21 protein-coding genes are annotated in these 16,471 nt (G+C 63.7%); 14 read left to right on the forward strand and 7 right to left on the reverse strand.

The features are described 5' to 3' along the window. Positions 1–244: 244 nt before the first annotated feature. From RIN79_RS03715 to RIN79_RS03740, 6 genes are all read left to right on the forward strand, one after another. Positions 245–592 (forward strand): metalloregulator ArsR/SmtB family transcription factor, encoded by a 348-nt coding sequence (locus RIN79_RS03715; protein ID WP_309083270.1) that lies wholly within the window; start codon positions 245–247, stop codon positions 590–592. After that, positions 582–1,052, forward strand: coding sequence for an SRPBCC domain-containing protein (locus tag RIN79_RS03720; protein WP_309083271.1), 471 nt, complete (start codon positions 582–584; stop codon positions 1,050–1,052). The genes RIN79_RS03715 and RIN79_RS03720 overlap by 11 nt, the downstream gene beginning before the upstream one ends. Positions 1,053–1,073: 21 nt before the next feature. After that, positions 1,074–1,667, forward strand: coding sequence for a glutathione S-transferase N-terminal domain-containing protein (locus RIN79_RS03725; RefSeq protein ID WP_309083272.1), 594 nt, complete (start codon positions 1,074–1,076; stop codon positions 1,665–1,667). 76 nt (positions 1,668–1,743) lie between these two features. Next, on the forward strand, positions 1,744–2,223 hold the full coding sequence (locus RIN79_RS03730) for an SRPBCC domain-containing protein (protein ID WP_309083273.1): 480 nt from the start codon (positions 1,744–1,746) through the stop codon (positions 2,221–2,223). Next, entirely contained in the window at positions 2,213–2,578 is a 366-nt protein-coding gene (locus tag RIN79_RS03735) for a nuclear transport factor 2 family protein (protein ID WP_309083274.1), read from the forward strand. Before RIN79_RS03730 ends, RIN79_RS03735 begins: the two co-directional genes overlap by 11 nt. A 7-nt stretch (positions 2,579–2,585) precedes the next feature. Then, complete coding sequence (locus RIN79_RS03740) at positions 2,586–3,035, forward strand: GFA family protein (RefSeq protein ID WP_309083275.1); 450 nt, start codon at positions 2,586–2,588, stop codon at positions 3,033–3,035. A gap of 33 nt (positions 3,036–3,068) precedes the next feature. On the opposite strand, the gene RIN79_RS03745 is transcribed toward RIN79_RS03740, so the two are convergent. Genes RIN79_RS03745 through RIN79_RS03755 form a run of 3 tightly spaced genes read right to left on the reverse strand, consistent with a single transcriptional unit; the run spans position 3,069 to position 4,152 of the window. Further along, on the reverse strand, positions 3,069–3,338 hold the full coding sequence (locus tag RIN79_RS03745; protein WP_309083276.1) for a type II toxin-antitoxin system RelE/ParE family toxin: 270 nt from the start codon (positions 3,336–3,338) through the stop codon (positions 3,069–3,071). After that, positions 3,328–3,573, reverse strand: coding sequence for a type II toxin-antitoxin system ParD family antitoxin (locus tag RIN79_RS03750; protein WP_309083277.1), 246 nt, complete (start codon positions 3,571–3,573; stop codon positions 3,328–3,330). Before RIN79_RS03750 ends, RIN79_RS03745 begins: the two co-directional genes overlap by 11 nt. A gap of 60 nt (positions 3,574–3,633) precedes the next feature. Then, positions 3,634–4,152 carry a helix-turn-helix domain-containing protein gene (locus tag RIN79_RS03755; protein ID WP_309083278.1) on the reverse strand — a complete coding sequence of 173 codons (519 nt, stop codon included), beginning with the start codon at positions 4,150–4,152 and terminating at the stop codon, positions 3,634–3,636. Between the two features lie 184 nt (positions 4,153–4,336). Here RIN79_RS03755 and RIN79_RS03760 point away from each other — a divergent pair, with 184 nt between their 5' ends. The 6 genes from RIN79_RS03760 to RIN79_RS03785 all read left to right on the forward strand — a co-directional run bounded on the left by RIN79_RS03760 (position 4,337) and on the right by RIN79_RS03785 (position 8,689). Beyond that, entirely contained in the window at positions 4,337–4,867 is a 531-nt protein-coding gene (locus tag RIN79_RS03760) for a dihydrofolate reductase family protein (RefSeq protein ID WP_309083279.1), read from the forward strand. An 82-nt stretch (positions 4,868–4,949) separates the two neighbouring features. Next, positions 4,950–5,798, forward strand: coding sequence for an alpha/beta hydrolase (locus RIN79_RS03765; protein ID WP_309083280.1), 849 nt, complete (start codon positions 4,950–4,952; stop codon positions 5,796–5,798). Between the two features lie 27 nt (positions 5,799–5,825). Further along, positions 5,826–6,377, forward strand: coding sequence for a dihydrofolate reductase family protein (locus tag RIN79_RS03770; protein ID WP_309083281.1), 552 nt, complete (start codon positions 5,826–5,828; stop codon positions 6,375–6,377). Positions 6,378–6,402: 25 nt separating this feature from the next. Further along, positions 6,403–7,740, forward strand: a complete 1,338-nt coding sequence (locus tag RIN79_RS03775; protein ID WP_309083282.1) for a serine hydrolase domain-containing protein — start codon at positions 6,403–6,405, stop codon at positions 7,738–7,740. Between the two features lie 107 nt (positions 7,741–7,847). After that, on the forward strand, positions 7,848–8,264 hold the full coding sequence (locus RIN79_RS03780; RefSeq protein WP_309083283.1) for a hypothetical protein: 417 nt from the start codon (positions 7,848–7,850) through the stop codon (positions 8,262–8,264). An 8-nt stretch (positions 8,265–8,272) separates the two neighbouring features. Beyond that, positions 8,273–8,689, forward strand: a complete 417-nt coding sequence (locus tag RIN79_RS03785; RefSeq protein ID WP_309083284.1) for a YciI family protein — start codon at positions 8,273–8,275, stop codon at positions 8,687–8,689. A gap of 2 nt (positions 8,690–8,691) precedes the next feature. On the opposite strand, the gene RIN79_RS03790 is transcribed toward RIN79_RS03785, so the two are convergent. From RIN79_RS03790 to RIN79_RS03800, 3 genes are all read right to left on the reverse strand, one after another. Next, on the reverse strand, positions 8,692–9,567 hold the full coding sequence (locus tag RIN79_RS03790; protein WP_309083285.1) for a cation diffusion facilitator family transporter: 876 nt from the start codon (positions 9,565–9,567) through the stop codon (positions 8,692–8,694). A gap of 123 nt (positions 9,568–9,690) precedes the next feature. Beyond that, positions 9,691–11,880, reverse strand: a complete 2,190-nt coding sequence (locus RIN79_RS03795; RefSeq protein ID WP_309083286.1) for an anthranilate synthase — start codon at positions 11,878–11,880, stop codon at positions 9,691–9,693. Between the two features lie 196 nt (positions 11,881–12,076). After that, on the reverse strand, positions 12,077–12,823 hold the full coding sequence (locus tag RIN79_RS03800) for a phosphatase PAP2 family protein (RefSeq protein ID WP_309083287.1): 747 nt from the start codon (positions 12,821–12,823) through the stop codon (positions 12,077–12,079). A 94-nt stretch (positions 12,824–12,917) separates the two neighbouring features. Here RIN79_RS03800 and RIN79_RS03805 point away from each other — a divergent pair, with 94 nt between their 5' ends. Then, positions 12,918–14,045 (forward strand): site-2 protease family protein, encoded by a 1,128-nt coding sequence (locus tag RIN79_RS03805; protein ID WP_309083288.1) that lies wholly within the window; start codon positions 12,918–12,920, stop codon positions 14,043–14,045. A gap of 229 nt (positions 14,046–14,274) precedes the next feature. Next, entirely contained in the window at positions 14,275–14,679 is a 405-nt protein-coding gene (gene rnk, locus RIN79_RS03810; protein WP_309083289.1) for a nucleoside diphosphate kinase regulator, read from the forward strand. 62 nt (positions 14,680–14,741) lie between these two features. Here the strand turns inward: rnk and RIN79_RS03815 are convergent, their stop codons facing one another. Beyond that, positions 14,742–16,421 carry a formate--tetrahydrofolate ligase gene (locus RIN79_RS03815; protein WP_309083290.1) on the reverse strand — a complete coding sequence of 560 codons (1,680 nt, stop codon included), beginning with the start codon at positions 16,419–16,421 and terminating at the stop codon, positions 14,742–14,744. Positions 16,422–16,471 lie beyond the last annotated feature (50 nt).

The following is a 16,471-nucleotide window of genomic DNA, read 5'->3' on the forward strand; positions in this document are numbered from 1 at the left end:
ACGGACCCGGCGATCGCCGATAAGGCCGAGAAGAAGGAGGCTGGAGGACGGCGCAGAAGCGGCCGCGCCATAAAAGGCGGCAGAGCCAGAACGGTTCATGTGCGCTGCGCGTGACATGCGGCTCTGATAGCCGAGGCTGGGTGCCGGTGCAAGAGCCTGCCGCTTCCCACGCGACATGAGGCCGAGCTTGACAGGCGCGTTCTGCCCTGTAATAAACCTGTAAGTTAATTAACCAGCAAGTGAAATGCAGACCCAGACGGACCCGCTCAGCGCTGCCTTCTCCGCCCTCGCCGATCCGACTCGGCGCGCCATCATCGCCAGGCTTGCGGCCGGCGAGGCGACGGTGAACGAACTTGCGGCCCCTTTCGATATGAGCCTGCCGGCGGTCTCCAAGCATCTGAAGGTGCTGGAGCGGGCGGGGCTGATCTCGCGCGGCCGCAACGCGCAATGGCGGCCCTGCCGGCTGGAGGCTGGGCCGCTCAAGGAGATTTCTAGCTGGGTCGAGCGCTACCGCCGGTTCTGGGAAGACAGTTTCGATCGCCTGGACAGCTACCTCAAGGACATCCAGAAGGAGAAAGGCCATGGCGGCTGATGCAGCCACAGCCCGGCAGTCCGACGCCGAGCTCTACATCACACGTGTTTTCGACGCGCCACCGGCGCTCGTCTTCGATGCCTGGACGAAGCCAGAGCATTTGAGCCGCTGGTGCTGCCCGACCGGTTTCACCCTGCCCTATTCGGAGGGCGACATCCGCCCCGGCGGCTGGTTCAAGACCTGCATGCGCTCGCCGCAAGGCGAGGACCACTGGTTGAGCGGAACCTACCGTGAGGTGACGCCGCCCGAGCGCCTCGTCTTCACCCATGCTTGGCACGACGGGGCCGGCCAGCCCGGCGACGAGACGGTGGTCACCGTCACGTTGAAGGGTGAGGGCGGCCGGACGCGGCTGACGCTGCACCAGGCATTCTTCGCCTCGAAAGGCTCGCGCGACGGCCACGAAGCGGGCTGGCAGGAGACCCTCGACAATCTCGCGGCCTATCTGCCGAAACTGGCCTGAAGAAAAAAGGATGAGATAGGAATGAAGCTCTACATGACTCCCGGCGCCTGCAGCCTTTCCGACCATATCGCACTGAACGAGGCGGGCCTTCACTACGAAATGGTGCGCGTCGATATCCCGACGCGCAAAACCGAAAAGGGGGAGGATTTCACGAAGGTGAATCCGAAGGGCTATGTGCCGGCGCTGGTGCTCGATGACGGAACCGTGCTCACCGAGAACGCCGCCATCCTCCTCTGGATCGCCGAGCAGGCGCCGCATCTGAAGCCGAAAGACGTCATGGCGCGCGTGCGTCTCGTCGAGGCGCTGTCCTTCATCGGCGCAGAGATCCACAAGCCCTTCATCCGCTCCTTCTTCGCGCCGCGCGAGGAGGACAAGGCCGAAGCCCGTAACGCGGTTATGGGCAGGCTGCAGACGATCGCCGATGCAATGAAGCACGATCATCTTCTGGGGACAGCCTTCAGCACCGCCGACGCGTATCTTTACGTCATGCTGCGCTGGGCGAAGGGCTCGCAGATGGAGCTTCCCGCTCCCCTTGGCGCCTATTTCGAGCGGATCGGCAACCGGCCGGCGGTTCGGGCAGCGCTCCAGGAAGAAGGGCTGGAAGAAGCCGCCTGAATCGAAATGCAAGCCGGGGGAGCCAAATGGCGGAAAAGACTCGCCTTTCCCTCCCCCTTCAACCGGAGGATAAGGAATGAGCCAGACGCTTGCCGCCCATGAGGGCGAGATCGCCCTCACCCTGACGCGGATCTTCAGCGCACCGCGCTCACTCGTCTTCGATGCCTGGTCAACCCCGGAACACCTCGCCTCCTGGTGGGGACCGAAGGATTTCTCCGTCCCCTCCATGAGGGCCGACTTTCGCGAGGGAGGTGCCTGGCGCGGCTGCATCCGGTCACCGCAGGGGCAGGACTACTGGGCGCACGGCACCTATCGCGAGATCGTGCGGCCGAGCCGCCTCGTCCTGACCTTCGTCTGGGAAGAGCAGGATGCGATGGATACCGTGATCACCGTCACTTTCGACGAGGTGGAGGCCGGCACCAAGCTCACGTTCCGCCAGACGCCCTTCCCGACCGTCGAAAGCCGCGACGGCCATGCGGAAGGCTGGAGCGAGTGCATCGATCGGCTGGAGGCTTATGTGGAAAAATCGAAGGGAGACCCAGAAGATGGAGCTTGAGAAGCATCTGCAGGGGATCGAACGCAGGCTCTGGAGCAACGATGCGCCATTCTACAAGGACAGCCTGGTCGAGGAGGCGGTCCTTGTTTTCCCCGAGACCGGACCGATCTCCCGCGACACCGCCGTCGAGGCGATCCTCAGGGAGAATGCCGAGGGCCGATATTGGGCCGAGGTCGAGTTCACAGACACGCGCGTGCGGGAGATTACACCGGACGTCGCGCTGCTGACCTATCGCGTCGCGGCCCGGTGGGCGCACGAGACATCCACGATCCACGCGCTTGCCAGCAGCCTCTATATCTGTCGCGGCGAGGCATGGAAGCTCACATTTCACCAACAGTCGCCCATAGAAGGCTGAGGAGATTATGAGGAAAACCTATCACGGAAGCTGCCATTGCGGCGCGGTGCGCTTTGCTGCCAAGATCGATCTTGCGCCGGAGGGAAAGCGGTCGGAGCCGCCGCGGCCGGGGATCTGGTGGACATCCACCTTCCGCTGCAACTGCTCGTCTTGCCTGAAAACCCGCTTTTGGAAGGCTTTTGTACCCTCCGAGGATTTTTCGCTCCTGGCCGGGGAGGAGGCGCTTGCGGAATACAGGTTTGGCGAAGGAATGATCAGGCACGTCTTCTGCAGGCATTGCGGCGTGCATCCCTTCGCGAGCGCGGATTTCGAGATCATGGGCGGGCCGTTCCATGCGGTGAACGTAGCTTGCCTTGACGACGCCACGGACAAGGAACTGGCGGCCGCGCCGATCATCTACGAGGACGGCCGGCATGATGCCTGGGACCGGCCGCCCGAGGTGACTGGGTATTTATGAGGGGGCATCACCGTTAGAGGTGTTGCTTGGTGTTCATTCGCTGGTGCAGGATACGAACGATATCCAAAGCAGCGTTCGATCGGCGGTAGTACACAAAATGCGCTCCGACAGCGTACTTGAACGAATGTCGACGCGCCTTCTGATCTTGGTACCTGCCGCGAGTTCCTCAAAAGCGGCCACAAGCAGGTTGTGGTATATGTCCGCCTGTTCCAGTGACCAGTGTTTGAAAGTATAGAGCCAGATTTCCTCCAGGTCAGCCTCCGCAAGGGGAGAGAGCCTGTATCGGCGGCTCCTATCTGACATGCTTTGCCCGCATTCTCGCTAGGAACGCCTCGTTATCGAAAGGCTGCGGTTCGCCAGATTCCTCGCCGGCGATCAAGGCCGCTTCCAATGCCTTGACCTTCGCCTCATGCTCTTCAAGGAGCCGAAGGCCGGCGCGCACAACGTCGCTGGCCGAGCCATAGCGGCCGGTCTTCACTTGTGCATCGATGAAGTCGGCGAAGTGATCGCCGAGTGAAATGGATGTATTGCGGGCCATCAGCACCTCCGACAGGCTTCAATATATACCAAAAATTGGTAATCGCCAGCCTGATCAGCTCTATGAAGCGGCGGCAGCATTCCGCGCCACCACCTCCTCATAGGCAGCGCGCAGCCTTTCCCGCACGCCGGGGCCGGTCCTGGGCTTTGCCGGCGTGCCCAGATGCTCCCAGCGCAGTTCCTCCATGAACTCCGCCCACAGGTCCGGGCCGCCTTCCTCCAAAATCTGCGCCCGGATCGACAGCGCCTCCGTCACGGGCAGCCATTTGCGGCCCCAGGCGCCGATCATGGCGAAGATCGGCAGAAGCTCGATGCCCTTTTCCGTCAGGCTGTAGATCGCCTTTTGCTTATGGCTCGGGTCGTCTTCCTTGGAGATGACGCCTTCGGCCAGCAGGCGGCGCAGGCGGTCCGCGAGGATGTTGGAGGCGATCCCCTCCTCGTTCTGCGAGAGAAGCTCGCGGAAATGGCGGCGGTTGCCGAACATCATGTCGCGCACGACGATCAGGGACCATTTGTCCCCCAGCACCTCCAGCGTCAGGTTGATGGGACAGCCCGAACGGTGGGCTTCGATTTCTTCCATTGCAGCAGCCAATTCCGCTTCTCCAAAAAAACCGGTTGCAAAACAAAATCGGTTCGATTAGTCTGCAACCAGTTGCATAATGCAACTAGAATTGCACGAGGTCAAGGACTGTCGTGCTTTGCATTGGAAAACTCCCGCTGGGCCAATTGGCCAATGCCGGGAACTTGTGCGGAGGAGTGAGCGAGTGGCCAAGCTTATCTTTGGAATGAACCTGTCTCTCGACGGTTACGTCGACCACGAGAAATTTGCGCCAAAGCCCGCGCTTTTTCGTCACTGGATAGAGTACGAACGCAACCTGACCGGCAGCGTCTACGGCCGCCGCATGTATGAGATCATGCGCTATTGGGACGAAGACCGCCCCGAATGGAGCGCGGAGGAACACGAGTTCGCGGCGGTATGGAGACACATGCCGAAATGGGTCGTGTCGCGCTCCCTGAAGTCGGTGGGACCCAACGCGACACTTGTCGAGGCTGACATCGCGGCGGTGATCCGTGACCTGAAGGCACGGCTCTCCGGGGAACTCGCAGTTGCCGGTCCGGACCTGGCAGGTAGCCTGACCGAGCTTGGGCTTATCGACGAGTATCGCCTCTACTTCCACCCCGTCGTGCTTGGTCGCGGCAGGCCATTCTTCGCCGGCCCGCGGCCGCCGCTGCGCTTTGTATCCACCGATCTCATTGGTGAGGACACGGTCAGGCTGACCTACGTCCCTGCGTGATTGCCCCGCCGGCTTTGGCTCAAATCATCGCCGCCGTCTGATTGATAGAACGTATCAAGCTGCCCACAACAGGAGAGCTGTCATGAATACGCGCACCATCAGGACTAACGACCTTGAGCTCGGCTCGGAAGCATTCGGAGACCCGGCCAGCCCCCCGGTCCTGCTCATCATGGGCGGAATGGCCTCCATGCTGTGGTGGCCGGAGCAGTTCTGCCGCCGGCTCGCGGAACGCGGCCGCTACGTCATCCGCTTCGACCAGCGCGACACCGGGGTCTCGACCAAATATCCGCCCGGGCAACCGGGCTATGGCTACGACGATGCGGTCGAGGACATCTTCCGCGTGCTCGACGGCTACGGGATTTCAGCCGCCCATATCGTTGGCTTCTCCCTTGGCGGCAGGGTCGGGCAGGGCGCGGCGCTGAAAAATCCAGAACGCGTACTCTCGCTGACGGCTATCAGCACCTCGCCGCTCGGGACCGACACATCCCACCTTCCTGGGAGCGGCGAGGCGTGGCTGGAACACATGAACGTGGAGGTGGACTGGTCGGATCGGACGGCCGCGGTCGCATATATGGTCGAGGATGTGCGTCTGATCGCAGGCACGGCGCATCCGTTCGATGAGGCCGAGATGAGAGCCTTTCTCGAAGAGGATTTCGACCGCTCGGGCGGTTACTCCAGCGCCACAAATCACAGCATCCTCTTCGAGGTCGGAGAGGCGTGGCGAAATCGGCTGCAGGAGATGAAAGTGCCGCTCCTCGTCATTCACGGCACGGCCGACCCGGTATTCCGGCCGGAACACGGCGCGGCTCTTGCCGCCGCAGTGCCGGGCGCGCGGCTGCTGAAGCTCGAAGGGGGTGGCCACGAACTGCATCCCGGCCATTGGGACCAGATCGCCCAGGCGATCAGCGAACACACAAGCAATATCGGCTGACCAGAGAATGAAGCAAAGGAGAAAGCTATGAGACGATTGGTGGTTTGGAACGTAATGACGCTCGACGGCTATTTCGAGGGCAAGAATCCTTGGGACCTCGGGTTCCACGAGACGGTCTGGGGCGACGAGCTGCAGGCATTCTCGCTCGAGCAGGGCAAGGAGATCGGCACGCTGCTTTTTGGGCGGCGCACCTATGAGGGCATGGCCGATTATTGGACCAACGCGACCGGAGAGATCGCCGAGATGATGAACTCCATCGAGAAGGCGGTGGCGACCCGCACGCTCGACCAGGCGACATGGAACAACACCCGGCTTTTGAAGGGCGAAGCCGTGGAGGCGGTCACCGCGCTGAAGGCGGAAGAGGGCAAGGACGTTTTTGTCTTCGGCAGCGCCGACCTCGTCGCCTCTTTGCTTAAGGCCGGGCTTGTCGACGAATACCGGATCTGCGTTGCGCCGGTGGTGCTGGGCGGGGGCAAGCCGCTGTTCAAGCCGCAGGATCAGCAGGTCAAGATGCGTCTTGAAAGCACCCGCCCGCTCACGACCGGCGGCGTGGTGCTGACCTATGCGGTTGGCGGATAGCGCCTGTTAGGGAGGCGAGACAACCATGAGCATGAATCAGGCTGTTGACCGGCGCTCGCTGCTGAAGGCGGCGGCGAGCGCGTCCTTCGCGCTCGGCATGGCGGGGTTCCCCAGCCGGCCGGCTGCTTCGGCAGGAGAAGCTTCTATGACGGAAAAAACGCTCGATCCCGAGACGCTGAATGCACTGCAACACGCCATGGAAGGCCATGTGAAGGACGGCTACATAGCCGGCGCGGTCTGGGCTCTAGCGCGCGGCGGCGAGACGCATGTCGGCGCCGCCGGCACGTATCGGTTGGGCGTCGGCGGCAAGCCGATGGCGCGCGATACGATCTTCCGTGTCGCCTCCATCACCAAGCCCGTGACCGCGGTGGTGGCCATGCAACTGGTTGAGGAAGGGGTGATTGGTCTCGACGAGCCGGTAGACGAATTCCTGCCGGAGCTTGCGGACCGGCGCGTACTCAGAAGCGTCGAGGGCAATCTGGACGACACCGTCCCGGCCGCCCGGCCGATTACGCTGCGCGATCTCCTCACCCAAACCTTTGGGCTGGGCGCCATCATGGTCTTCCCGGAGAAGTACCCGATCCAGGCGGCTATGCGCCAAGCGGGGGTTGCGCCGGGATTCGCGCTGCCGAAGGTGAGTTCGGATGAGTATATGAAGCGGCTGGGCGCACTCCCCCTCGCCTATCAGCCTGGCCAGCGCTTCCTCTACAACAACGGGCTTGATGTCACCGGAATCCTTGTGGAGCGGGCGACGGGCAAGCGGCTGGGCGAGGTGATGCGCGAGCGCTTGTTTGAGCCGCTCGGGATGAAGGATACCGGCTTCTTCGTCCCGCCCGCGAAGCTCGATCGGCTGCCGGCGCAGTATGGGACGGACTTTACAGCGGGTGACGGCAGGCTGAAGGAATACGGACCTTCCGACGGCATCGATTTTTCCACCCCTCCTCCGCTCGATTCCGGCGCCGGCGGACTGGTCTCGACGGTGGACGATTTCCTTGCCTTCTACCGCATGATGCTGAATGGCGGGGAGCTCCATGGCACTCGCATCCTGAGGCCGGAAACGATCGCCGAAATGACTCGCGACCAGCTTACGCCAGAACAGAAGACCGCGTCGGATGCCGCGATCTTCATGATGGAAGGCGGCGCCGGGTGGGGGCTCGGCATGTCGGTGGCCGTGAAGCAGACGATGCCGTGGCTCACCCCTGGCCGCTTCGGCTGGGACGGCGGCTACGGGACCTCCGCCTATGCCGATCCCAAGAAGGGCCTGATTGGCCTCTTCTTCAGCCAGCGGCTGATGGATTCGCCGGAGCCGCCCAGAACCTATACCGATTTCTGGACCCACGCTTACGCCGCTATCCGTAGCTGACGGAAAGCGGGCTGGCGAATATTTTCAGGGCGCTGTCGGACAGCGCCCTTTCTCTTCGTCTTGCATTCAGCCAGCCGTCATGGCGGCACGATCTGGAGGTTCGCAAGATGAGCGTTGAGACAGTGGAAATCCGGCGCGGCGGCTCGCCCACGCTGCGCAGCACGGGTGCTCTCGTTTTGGGCTTTGTCACCGTGGTGGCCCTATCGGTCGGCACGGATCAGCTTTGCCATTCGCTCGGCATCTACCCGCCCTGGGGGGAGCCGATGGAAACGGCGCAATACGTGCTAGCGCTCGCCTACCGCGTGGTCTACGCGGTGCTCGGCAGCTACATCGCGGCAAGGCTGGCTCCTACGCGGCCGATGCTCCATGCGATGATCCTCGGCGCGATCGGCTTCGTGCTGAGCGTCGCGGGAGCCGCAGCCACCTGGCACATGGGCGACCATTGGTACGCGATTGCCGTGGCCCTGACGTCGCTGCCCTGCGCGTGGGCGGGCGGGGCGCTTTTCACCAGAACCGGAAAATAGGAGAAACCATGCGCTACATGATGCTGATGATCCCCAAGGGGTACGAGACCGCCGCGCCCGGCACCCTGCCCGAGGCCGACGCCGTCGGGCCGATGATGCGCTACAATGAGGAGTTGCAGAATGCCGGCATCCTCGTGGCCGCGGAAGGCCTGCACCCGCCCTCCATGGGCGCCCGCGTCACCTTTGCCAACGGCGTTCCCGAGGTGACGGACGGACCTTTCCCGGAATCGAAGGAGGTGCTCGGCGGCTATTGGATCATAGACGTCGCCTCACGCGAGGAGGCAATCGAATGGGCAAAGCGCTGTCCGGCGGGACCCGACGAGACCATCGAGATCCGCAAGGTCATGGAAATGGAAGATTTTCCCGAAGACCCGCAGAAGGCGGCTGAGGGTTTCGAGGCGATCCAGTCCAAGAAACCCGATTGAGTCTAACCGTGCTTGGCCTTGTGCGCGGGCTCCACATGGATGACGGCGCGCGTGCCGGGCATCGCCTCGACAATCGCGTGTTCGATGCGGTCGCAGATCTCGTGCGACCGCTCGACAGTCATCTCGGATGGCACGACGAGATGGAACTCGATGAAGCGTACCGGGCCCGCTTCCCGCGTCTTCAGATCGTGGAATTCGAGCGCGCCGCCGCTGTTCTCCGCGATGATGCGCTCGATCTCCGCCACGTCCTTGGCCTCCACGGCCACATCCATCAGCCCCTGCACGGAGGAACGCACCATATGCCATCCGTGCCACAGGATGTTGACCGCCACGATGATGGCCATGAGCGGGTCGAGCCATAGCCAGCCCGTTGCGAGCGCCAGGATAAGGCCGGCGATCACGCCCGCCGAGGTGGCGACATCCGCCCATAGATGCCGAGCATCGGCGATCAGCGCCGGCGAGCGGGCCGCGCGGCCCGCGCGCATGAGCACCAGCGCCCAGGCGCCGTTGCCGACGGACGCGGCGGCGTTTACGATCAGACCCGCGGCAGGGGCCTCGATCGCATGCAGGGAGAAGAAGGCGAGCGCCGCCTCCCGCAGGATGAGAAGCGCCGCGACGACGACGAGCACGCCTTCAAGCACGGCCGACAGATATTCTGCCTTGTGATGCCCGAACGGGTGGTTCTCGTCGGCCGGCATATGCGAGACGCGGATGGCGTACCAGGCCGCCAGCGACGCCACGACATTGACGATGGATTCCATTGCGTCCGAGAACAGGGCGACCGATCCGGTCAGCCACCAGGCGGAGAATTTGAGCGCCAGGACGGCGAGGCCCACGACGATGGACCAGAAGGACAGGCGGCGAATTCGGGAGCTCATTGGGGCCATGGTGTCAGGGTCTACTCCCTTCGAGGGCGCATCTGTCCCCCCACCTCCTTTCCATGGGCCGGACACTTGCGATCAAGATTTAGACTTGCCCTTTTTTCCGGCGTGGAGCGGCTCCTACGCCGCCCTGACCTTCGCCTTGCGCGGCAGATGAGCGACGACATTCTCGATCATGCGCATACCGGCATTGTGGCCGAGCGTCATGATGGATTCGGGGTGGAACTGCACCGCCGCCACCGGCTCGCTCGCGTGCTCGATGGCCATGACGACACCGTCCTCCGTCTCGGCCGTGACGACGAAAGGTTTTGGCAGCCTTACTGGGTCGGCGAAGATGGAGTGGTAGCGCCCGACGGTCACCTCCTTTGGCAGTCCGGAGAAGACCAGGCTGTTGTGCCCGGTGCGGATGCGCGACGGCTTGCCGTGCACCGGCTCATGCAGATGCCTGAGCTCGCCGCCATAGGCGACCACCAGAGCCTGCAGCCCCAGGCAGACGCCGAATATCGGCAGCTCACGTCCGCGCGCCTTCCTGATCGTTGCCGTGCAGTCGAAATCCTCCGGCGTGCCCGGCCCCGGCGAGAGCACCACCAGGTCCGGCTTGACCCGCTCGAAAACGCTGTCCGCCACGGGCGAGCGCACGGTCGTCACCTCCGCGCCCGTCTGCCGGAAGTAGTTGGCGAGTGTGTGCACAAACGAATCCTCGTGATCGACGAGCAGGATTTTTAGCCCCTCCCCCACGCGCGCGGCCTGTCTTGCTTCGTTTGCCATATTCGTCTTCCCTGCCTCGCGAATGGCCGAAAGCATCGCCGAGGCCTTCAGTTCGGTTTCTGCCTCTTCCTCCTCGCCGTCCGAATCGAAGAGCAGCGTCGCCCCGGCGCGCACCTCGGCGATGCCGTCCTTGATACGGATGGTGCGCAGTGTGAGGCCCGTATTCATGTCGCCGTTGAAGTGCACCATGCCGACCGCGCCCCCATACCAGGCGCGCGGGCTCTTTTCATTTTCCTCGATGAAGCGCATGGCCCAGAGCTTGGGCGCGCCGGTCACGGTGACGGCCCAGGCATGGGAAAGGAAGGCGTCATAGGCGTCCATGCCCTCGCGCAGCCTGCCTTCGATATGGTCGACCGTGTGGATGAGGCGGGAATACATCTCGATCTGGCGGCGGCCGATGACGCGCACCGAACCCGGCTCGCAGACGCGGGACTTGTCGTTGCGGTCGACATCCGAGCACATGGTAAGCTCCGACTCGTCCTTCTTGGAGTTGAGCAGCTTCAGGATCTGCTCGGAATCGGAGATCGCATCGTCGCCGCGCCTGATCGTGCCGGAGATCGGGCAGGTTTCCACGCGCCTTCCCGAAACGCGCACAAACATTTCCGGCGAGGCACCGATCAGATATTCGCGTTCGCCGAGATTGATGAAGAAGGAATAGGGTGACGGGTTGATCTGCTTGAGGCGGCGGCAAATGGCCGAAGGCAGGCTCTGGCAGCGCTCGAAGAACATGCGCCCCGGCACCACCTCGAAGAGATCGCCGCGCCGGAAGCTCTCCTTCGCCCTCTCGACCAGCCGCGCATATTCTCCCGGCTCATGGTCGCAGTAGGGCGGCACGCGGTCGGACGGCTCGAACGGCTCCTCTCTGCCATCGCGCGGCAGGCCTTCCGTCGAAAATCCCTCGCCCGAATAATCGTAGCGGTCGTGCCAAGCCCTAGCCGTATAGTGATCGACGACCAGGATCTCGTCCGGCAGGTAGAGGACGAGATCGCGCTGGCTTTCCGGCCGCTCGAGCTTCAGGGCGACCGGGTCGAACTGGAAGGCGAGGTCATAGCCGAAGGCGCCGTAAAGGCCGAGATTGCTGTCGTCCTGCGTGTGGAAGAGGTTCGTAACCGCCCTCAGCACCGTGAAGACGGAAGGAACGCGGGAGCGCTCCTCCTCCGCAAAGATCGCGGCCGGCTCTGCGACGGCGACCTCCAGCAGGCGGGACGTCTGCACGGCCATGGTGACTTCCGGAAGGGCCTCGACCGCCGCGGCGATGGCGGGCAGCATGGCCTCGCCGCGCCGGTTGAGCGCCTCGATCCGCATCGCCCGCCCGCGCGCGGAGATCGCAATGGGCGGGTCCACGATGGCGGTGTCCCAGCGCGTATAGCGGCCGGGATATTCGTAGTTGGAGGAGAAGACAGCGCCGCGGCGGCTGTCCAGCGCATCGATATAGGCGTCGATGGCGCCGCCATAGGCGACCTCGCTGCGCGAACGGGTAACGGCGATGCCGCTCTCGGTGACGAAACGCTCGCTGCCGCTTTCCAAGACTTCCACGCTCATTTCCTGCTCCCCTTGCGGTGGCCGGGAAGTCCAAATGAAAATGGCCGCCCGGTCTTCACCTGCGGCCATCGTCGAAGTTCACGCGCAAACGCTCGCACCGGCCGCTGTCAGCGGGCCCGCCACCAAAGCTTTGCGTCTAGAACCATTTTCATGCGCATTCCATAGCTGCGAATGCCGGGGCGCGCAACCGCTTTCCTCATTCGCTCCGGCGGCGGACTGAGTGATGCCGCAGGAACTGGAGCAGCGCCACGAAAAGCCAGGTCAGGCTTGCCCAAGCGGCTCCTAGCGCCCAGCCGGCGGCCACATCGCTCGGCCAGTGGACGCCGAGATAGACGCGGGTGAGCCCGACGATGGCGGAAATGAAGATCGCGACGCCCGCCACGTAGAGGCGCACGCGGAGGTCATCGAAAAAGCGGATGACGAGGGCGGCGAGTGTCAGGTAGGCCACGGTGGTCACCATGGCATGGCCGCTCGGAAAGCTCGCCGTGTGGACCATGTCCAGGTGATCGACAAGATCGGGCCGCGGGCGGCCGTAGAAATTCTTCGAGAAGCTCGAGAGCAGCGCGCCGGAACCCACGGAAAGCACGGCATAAAGCGCCGGCCCGTAGCGCCGCGTTATGAGCAAGAGACCGGTGACCGCGGCGACAGCCAGGACGATCAAGGCATATCCACCGAGCGAGGTGATCTCCAGGGCGGCCTCTTCCAGCCAGGGCGGCCCGAGCGGGTCGGAAGGGTTGGCCGGATTGCGGAGCGCCAGAAAAAGGCGCTCGTCGACGGCGCGGATCTCGCCTTCGGCCATTTCATCGGCGATGGAGATGAAGGCATAGAAGCCTAGCCCCACGATGCCGAGCACAATGGCCGGGACCACCGCCTCCGGCCGGTGCCGCATGCCTTGCACGAGGCTCGTTGCCGTCTCGATCACCTGACCCGTATTGACGCGCATCTGTCCTCCTCGCTGCAACCCGATCTAGATAGCTCCGTTGATAGAAGCGTCTCTAAGATATGGCGTTCGTCCGGAACGGGGAGCATGCGTCACCATGACATGGTCGTTCAGCATCGGAAAATTCGGCGGCACCGTCGTGCGCGTGCACATCACCTTTCTCCTGCTCCTCGTATGGATCTGGTTCATGCACTACCGGATCGGCGGCGCGCCGGCAGCCTGGGAGGGCGTGGCCTTCATCATCGCCGTCTTCGGCTGCGTGCTGCTGCACGAGTTCGGCCATGCGCTCGCCGCGCGCCGTTACGGCATCAGGACTCCCGACATCACACTGCTGCCGATCGGCGGCCTTGCGCGGCTCGAGCGGATGCCGGAAGAGCCGGGCCAGGAATTCGTCATCGCCATAGCTGGACCGCTGGTCAATGTCGTGATCGCCGGCGTTATCATCGTGATCCTTGGCGGCACGGTGGGCGTCGAACAGATGATGCAGGTGGAGGACCCGCGCACCAATTTCCTCGTGCGGCTGGCAGGCGTCAACATCTTCCTCGTGCTCTTCAACATGATCCCTGCCTTTCCGATGGATGGCGGACGGGTGCTGCGGGCGCTCCTTGCCACCCGGTTGGATTGGGCGCGGGCAACGCAGATCGCCGCCAATATCGGCCAGGGCCTTGCCTTCCTGTTCGGCTTTCTCGGCCTTTTCTACAATCCGCTCCTCATCTTCATCGCCATCTTCGTCTATCTCGCCGCCGCCGCCGAGGCGCAGAACGCGCAGATCCGCCACATCTCGAATAGCGTCCTCACTGGTGACGTCATGGTGACCGAATTCGCCGCGCTCGACCGCTCTGCCACCATCGCCGAAGCCATTGACCGGCTGCTTGCGACCACCCAGAGCGAATTTCCGATCCTGGACGCGGAAGGTCGTCTGGAGGGCCTGCTCACGCGCAACGACATGATCGCCGCACTCAAGGAGACCGGACCTGACGCACCGGTCGTCAGGGCCATGCGCACGGACATTCCCAGTGTGCACCGGCGGCAGAACCTGACGGAGGGATTCCGTCTCATGCAGGAGAAGAGCGCGCCGGCAGTGGCGGTGGTCGATAGCACCGGCCGGCTTGTCGGCCTTCTCACCCATGAGACGATCGGCGAGATGATGATGGTTCGCGCGGCTATGCCTGAGGGCTTCCGCTTCGGCCGCCTTAGGCGGACCCCCTTTGCCCGCCGTCCTTGACTTTGCATGGGTGTTGGCCCACCTTTGATCCATGAAAGCGAACCGACCCTGGTCTTTCCTCCTCCTTCGGGTGTGTCCCATCGCCGGACACTGACCCCGGGGTTCGGTGGTGCGCCCCCGGACCGCGGGGCGACCAAAACTCTGAGCCGCGGCAGCACGCGGCACCTCCAAGGCGCATCCAGCAACAATCAGAGCGACAGCCGGGCTGACCGGCGCAATGGGTGAACCTATGCAGAAGAAGCGCAAGCCAAGCATCACCATTTCCCAGACCGACCATGACCGGCTGCTGGGTCTCGCGACGGCCATGGAGGACCGCGATCCAGCGCTGGCCGACATCATGATCGGCGAGCTCGAACGGGCCCGCGTCGTGAAGGATGCCGCGCTTCCGGAGACGGTCGTCCGCATGGGCTCGACTCTCACATATACGGCCGATGACGGTGAGCCACTCACGGTGACGCTCGTCTATCCCGGCGAGGCTGATATCGCGGAGGGAAAGATCTCGGTGGCGACGCCCGTGGGCACGGCTCTGATCGGCCTGTCTGTCGGGCAGACGATCGATTGGACGGCGCGCGACGGCCGCGTGCACCGGCTCACGGTGACGGATATCCGCAGGGATGAAGCCTCCCACGGGTAAGCCTTAGAGCTGATGGGGAGCAGGGAACGTTCTCGACGCGCGCCCTGCCCCTGAACTGGATCCTAAAACAGGCCCTCGATATAACCGGCCTCGTTGAGGAAGATCTTCTCCGCCGAGGGGACCTTAGGCAGGCCCGGCATGGTCATGATCTCGCCGCAGATCGCCACCACGAAGCCCGCCCCCGCCGACAGTCTGACCTCGCGCACGGGGACCGCATGATCCACCGGCGCGCCGCGCAGATTGGGATCGGTGGAGAAGGAGTACTGGGTCTTGGCCATGCAGACCGGCAGATTGCCGTAACCTTGCTCCTCCCATTGCTTGAGCTGGGCCCGGACGCTCTTGTCGGCGATCGCGCCCGAGCCGCGATAGATGCGTCGGACGATCGTGTCGATCTTCTCGAACAGCGGCATCTCCTCGGGATAAAGCGGCGCGAACTGTGACCGGCCGCCCTCGGCGAGGGCAACAACCTTGTGGGCGAGCTCCTCGATCCCGGCGGAGCCCTCCGCCCAGTGGCGGCAGAGCACCGCTTCCTCGCCCTGCGCTGCGACATAGGCCTTCACCGCCTCGATCTCGGCCTCGGTGTCGCTGTGGAAATGGTTGATGGCGACGATCGCCGGCACCCCGAACTGCTTTACGTTCTCGATGTGGCGGCCGAGATTGGCGCAGCCCTTCTTCAGCGCCTCGACATCCTCAATGCCGAGATCCTCCTTCTTCACGCCGCCATTCATCTTCAGGGCGCGAACGGTGGCCACGATGACGGCCGCGGCTGGCTTCAGGCCGGCCTTGCGGCACTTGATGTTGAAGAATTTTTCCGCGCCCAGATCGGCACCGAAGCCGGCTTCCGTCACCACATAGTCGGCGAGCTTGAGCGCCGTCGTGGTGGCCATCACGGAGTTGCAGCCATGGGCGATATTGGCGAAGGGGCCGCCATGCACGAAGGCCGGGTTGTTCTCCAGCGTCTGCACCAGATTGGGCTGCAGCGCGTCCTTGAGCAGCACGGCCATGGCGCCGTCGGCTTTCAAATCCCGCGCATAGACGGGGGTCTTATCGCGGCGATAGCCGATGATGATGCTGCCGAGGCGCTTTTCGAGGTCCTCTAGGTCGGTGGCTAGACATAGGATCGCCATCACCTCCGAGGCGACGGTGATGTCGAACCCCGCCTCGCGCGGATAGCCGTTGGCCGCCCCGCCAAGCGAGCAGACGATCTCGCGCAGCGCCCGGTCGTTCATGTCCATCACCCGGCGCCAGGTGACGCGGCGGGTGTCGATGTTGAGCTCGTTGCCCCAGTAGATGTGGTTGTCGATTAGCGCCGCGAGCAGGTTGTGCGCCGAGGTGATGGCGTGGAAATCGCCGGTGAAATGGAGGTTGATATCCTCCATCGGGATCACCTGCGCGTATCCGCCGCCCGCGGCACCGCCCTTCATGCCGAAGCAGGGGCCGAGCGAGGCCTCGCGGATGCAGACCACCGCCTTCTTGCCGATGCGGTTGAGGCCGTCGCCGAGGCCGACCGTGGTGGTCGTCTTCCCCTCCCCGGCGGGGGTGGGGTTGATGGCCGTCACCAGGATGAGCTTGCCGTCCGGGCGGCTGCGGGCACCGGCGATGAATTCGGCGGAGATCTTCGCCTTGTCATGGCCGAAGGGGAGAAGGTGCTCGGATGGGATGCCGAGCTTTGCGCCGACCTCCTGGATCGGCTTCTTCCTCGCCGCGCGGGCGATCTCGATATCGGATTTGAATTCGGCCATGAAGCTCTCCCGGATCCTCCAACTTCTTCTATGTGAAGCGGCTCCGACCC

The sequence above is a fragment of the Chelativorans sp. genome (assembly GCF_031180965.1).
Taxonomy (GTDB): domain Bacteria; phylum Pseudomonadota; class Alphaproteobacteria; order Rhizobiales; family Rhizobiaceae; genus Chelativorans.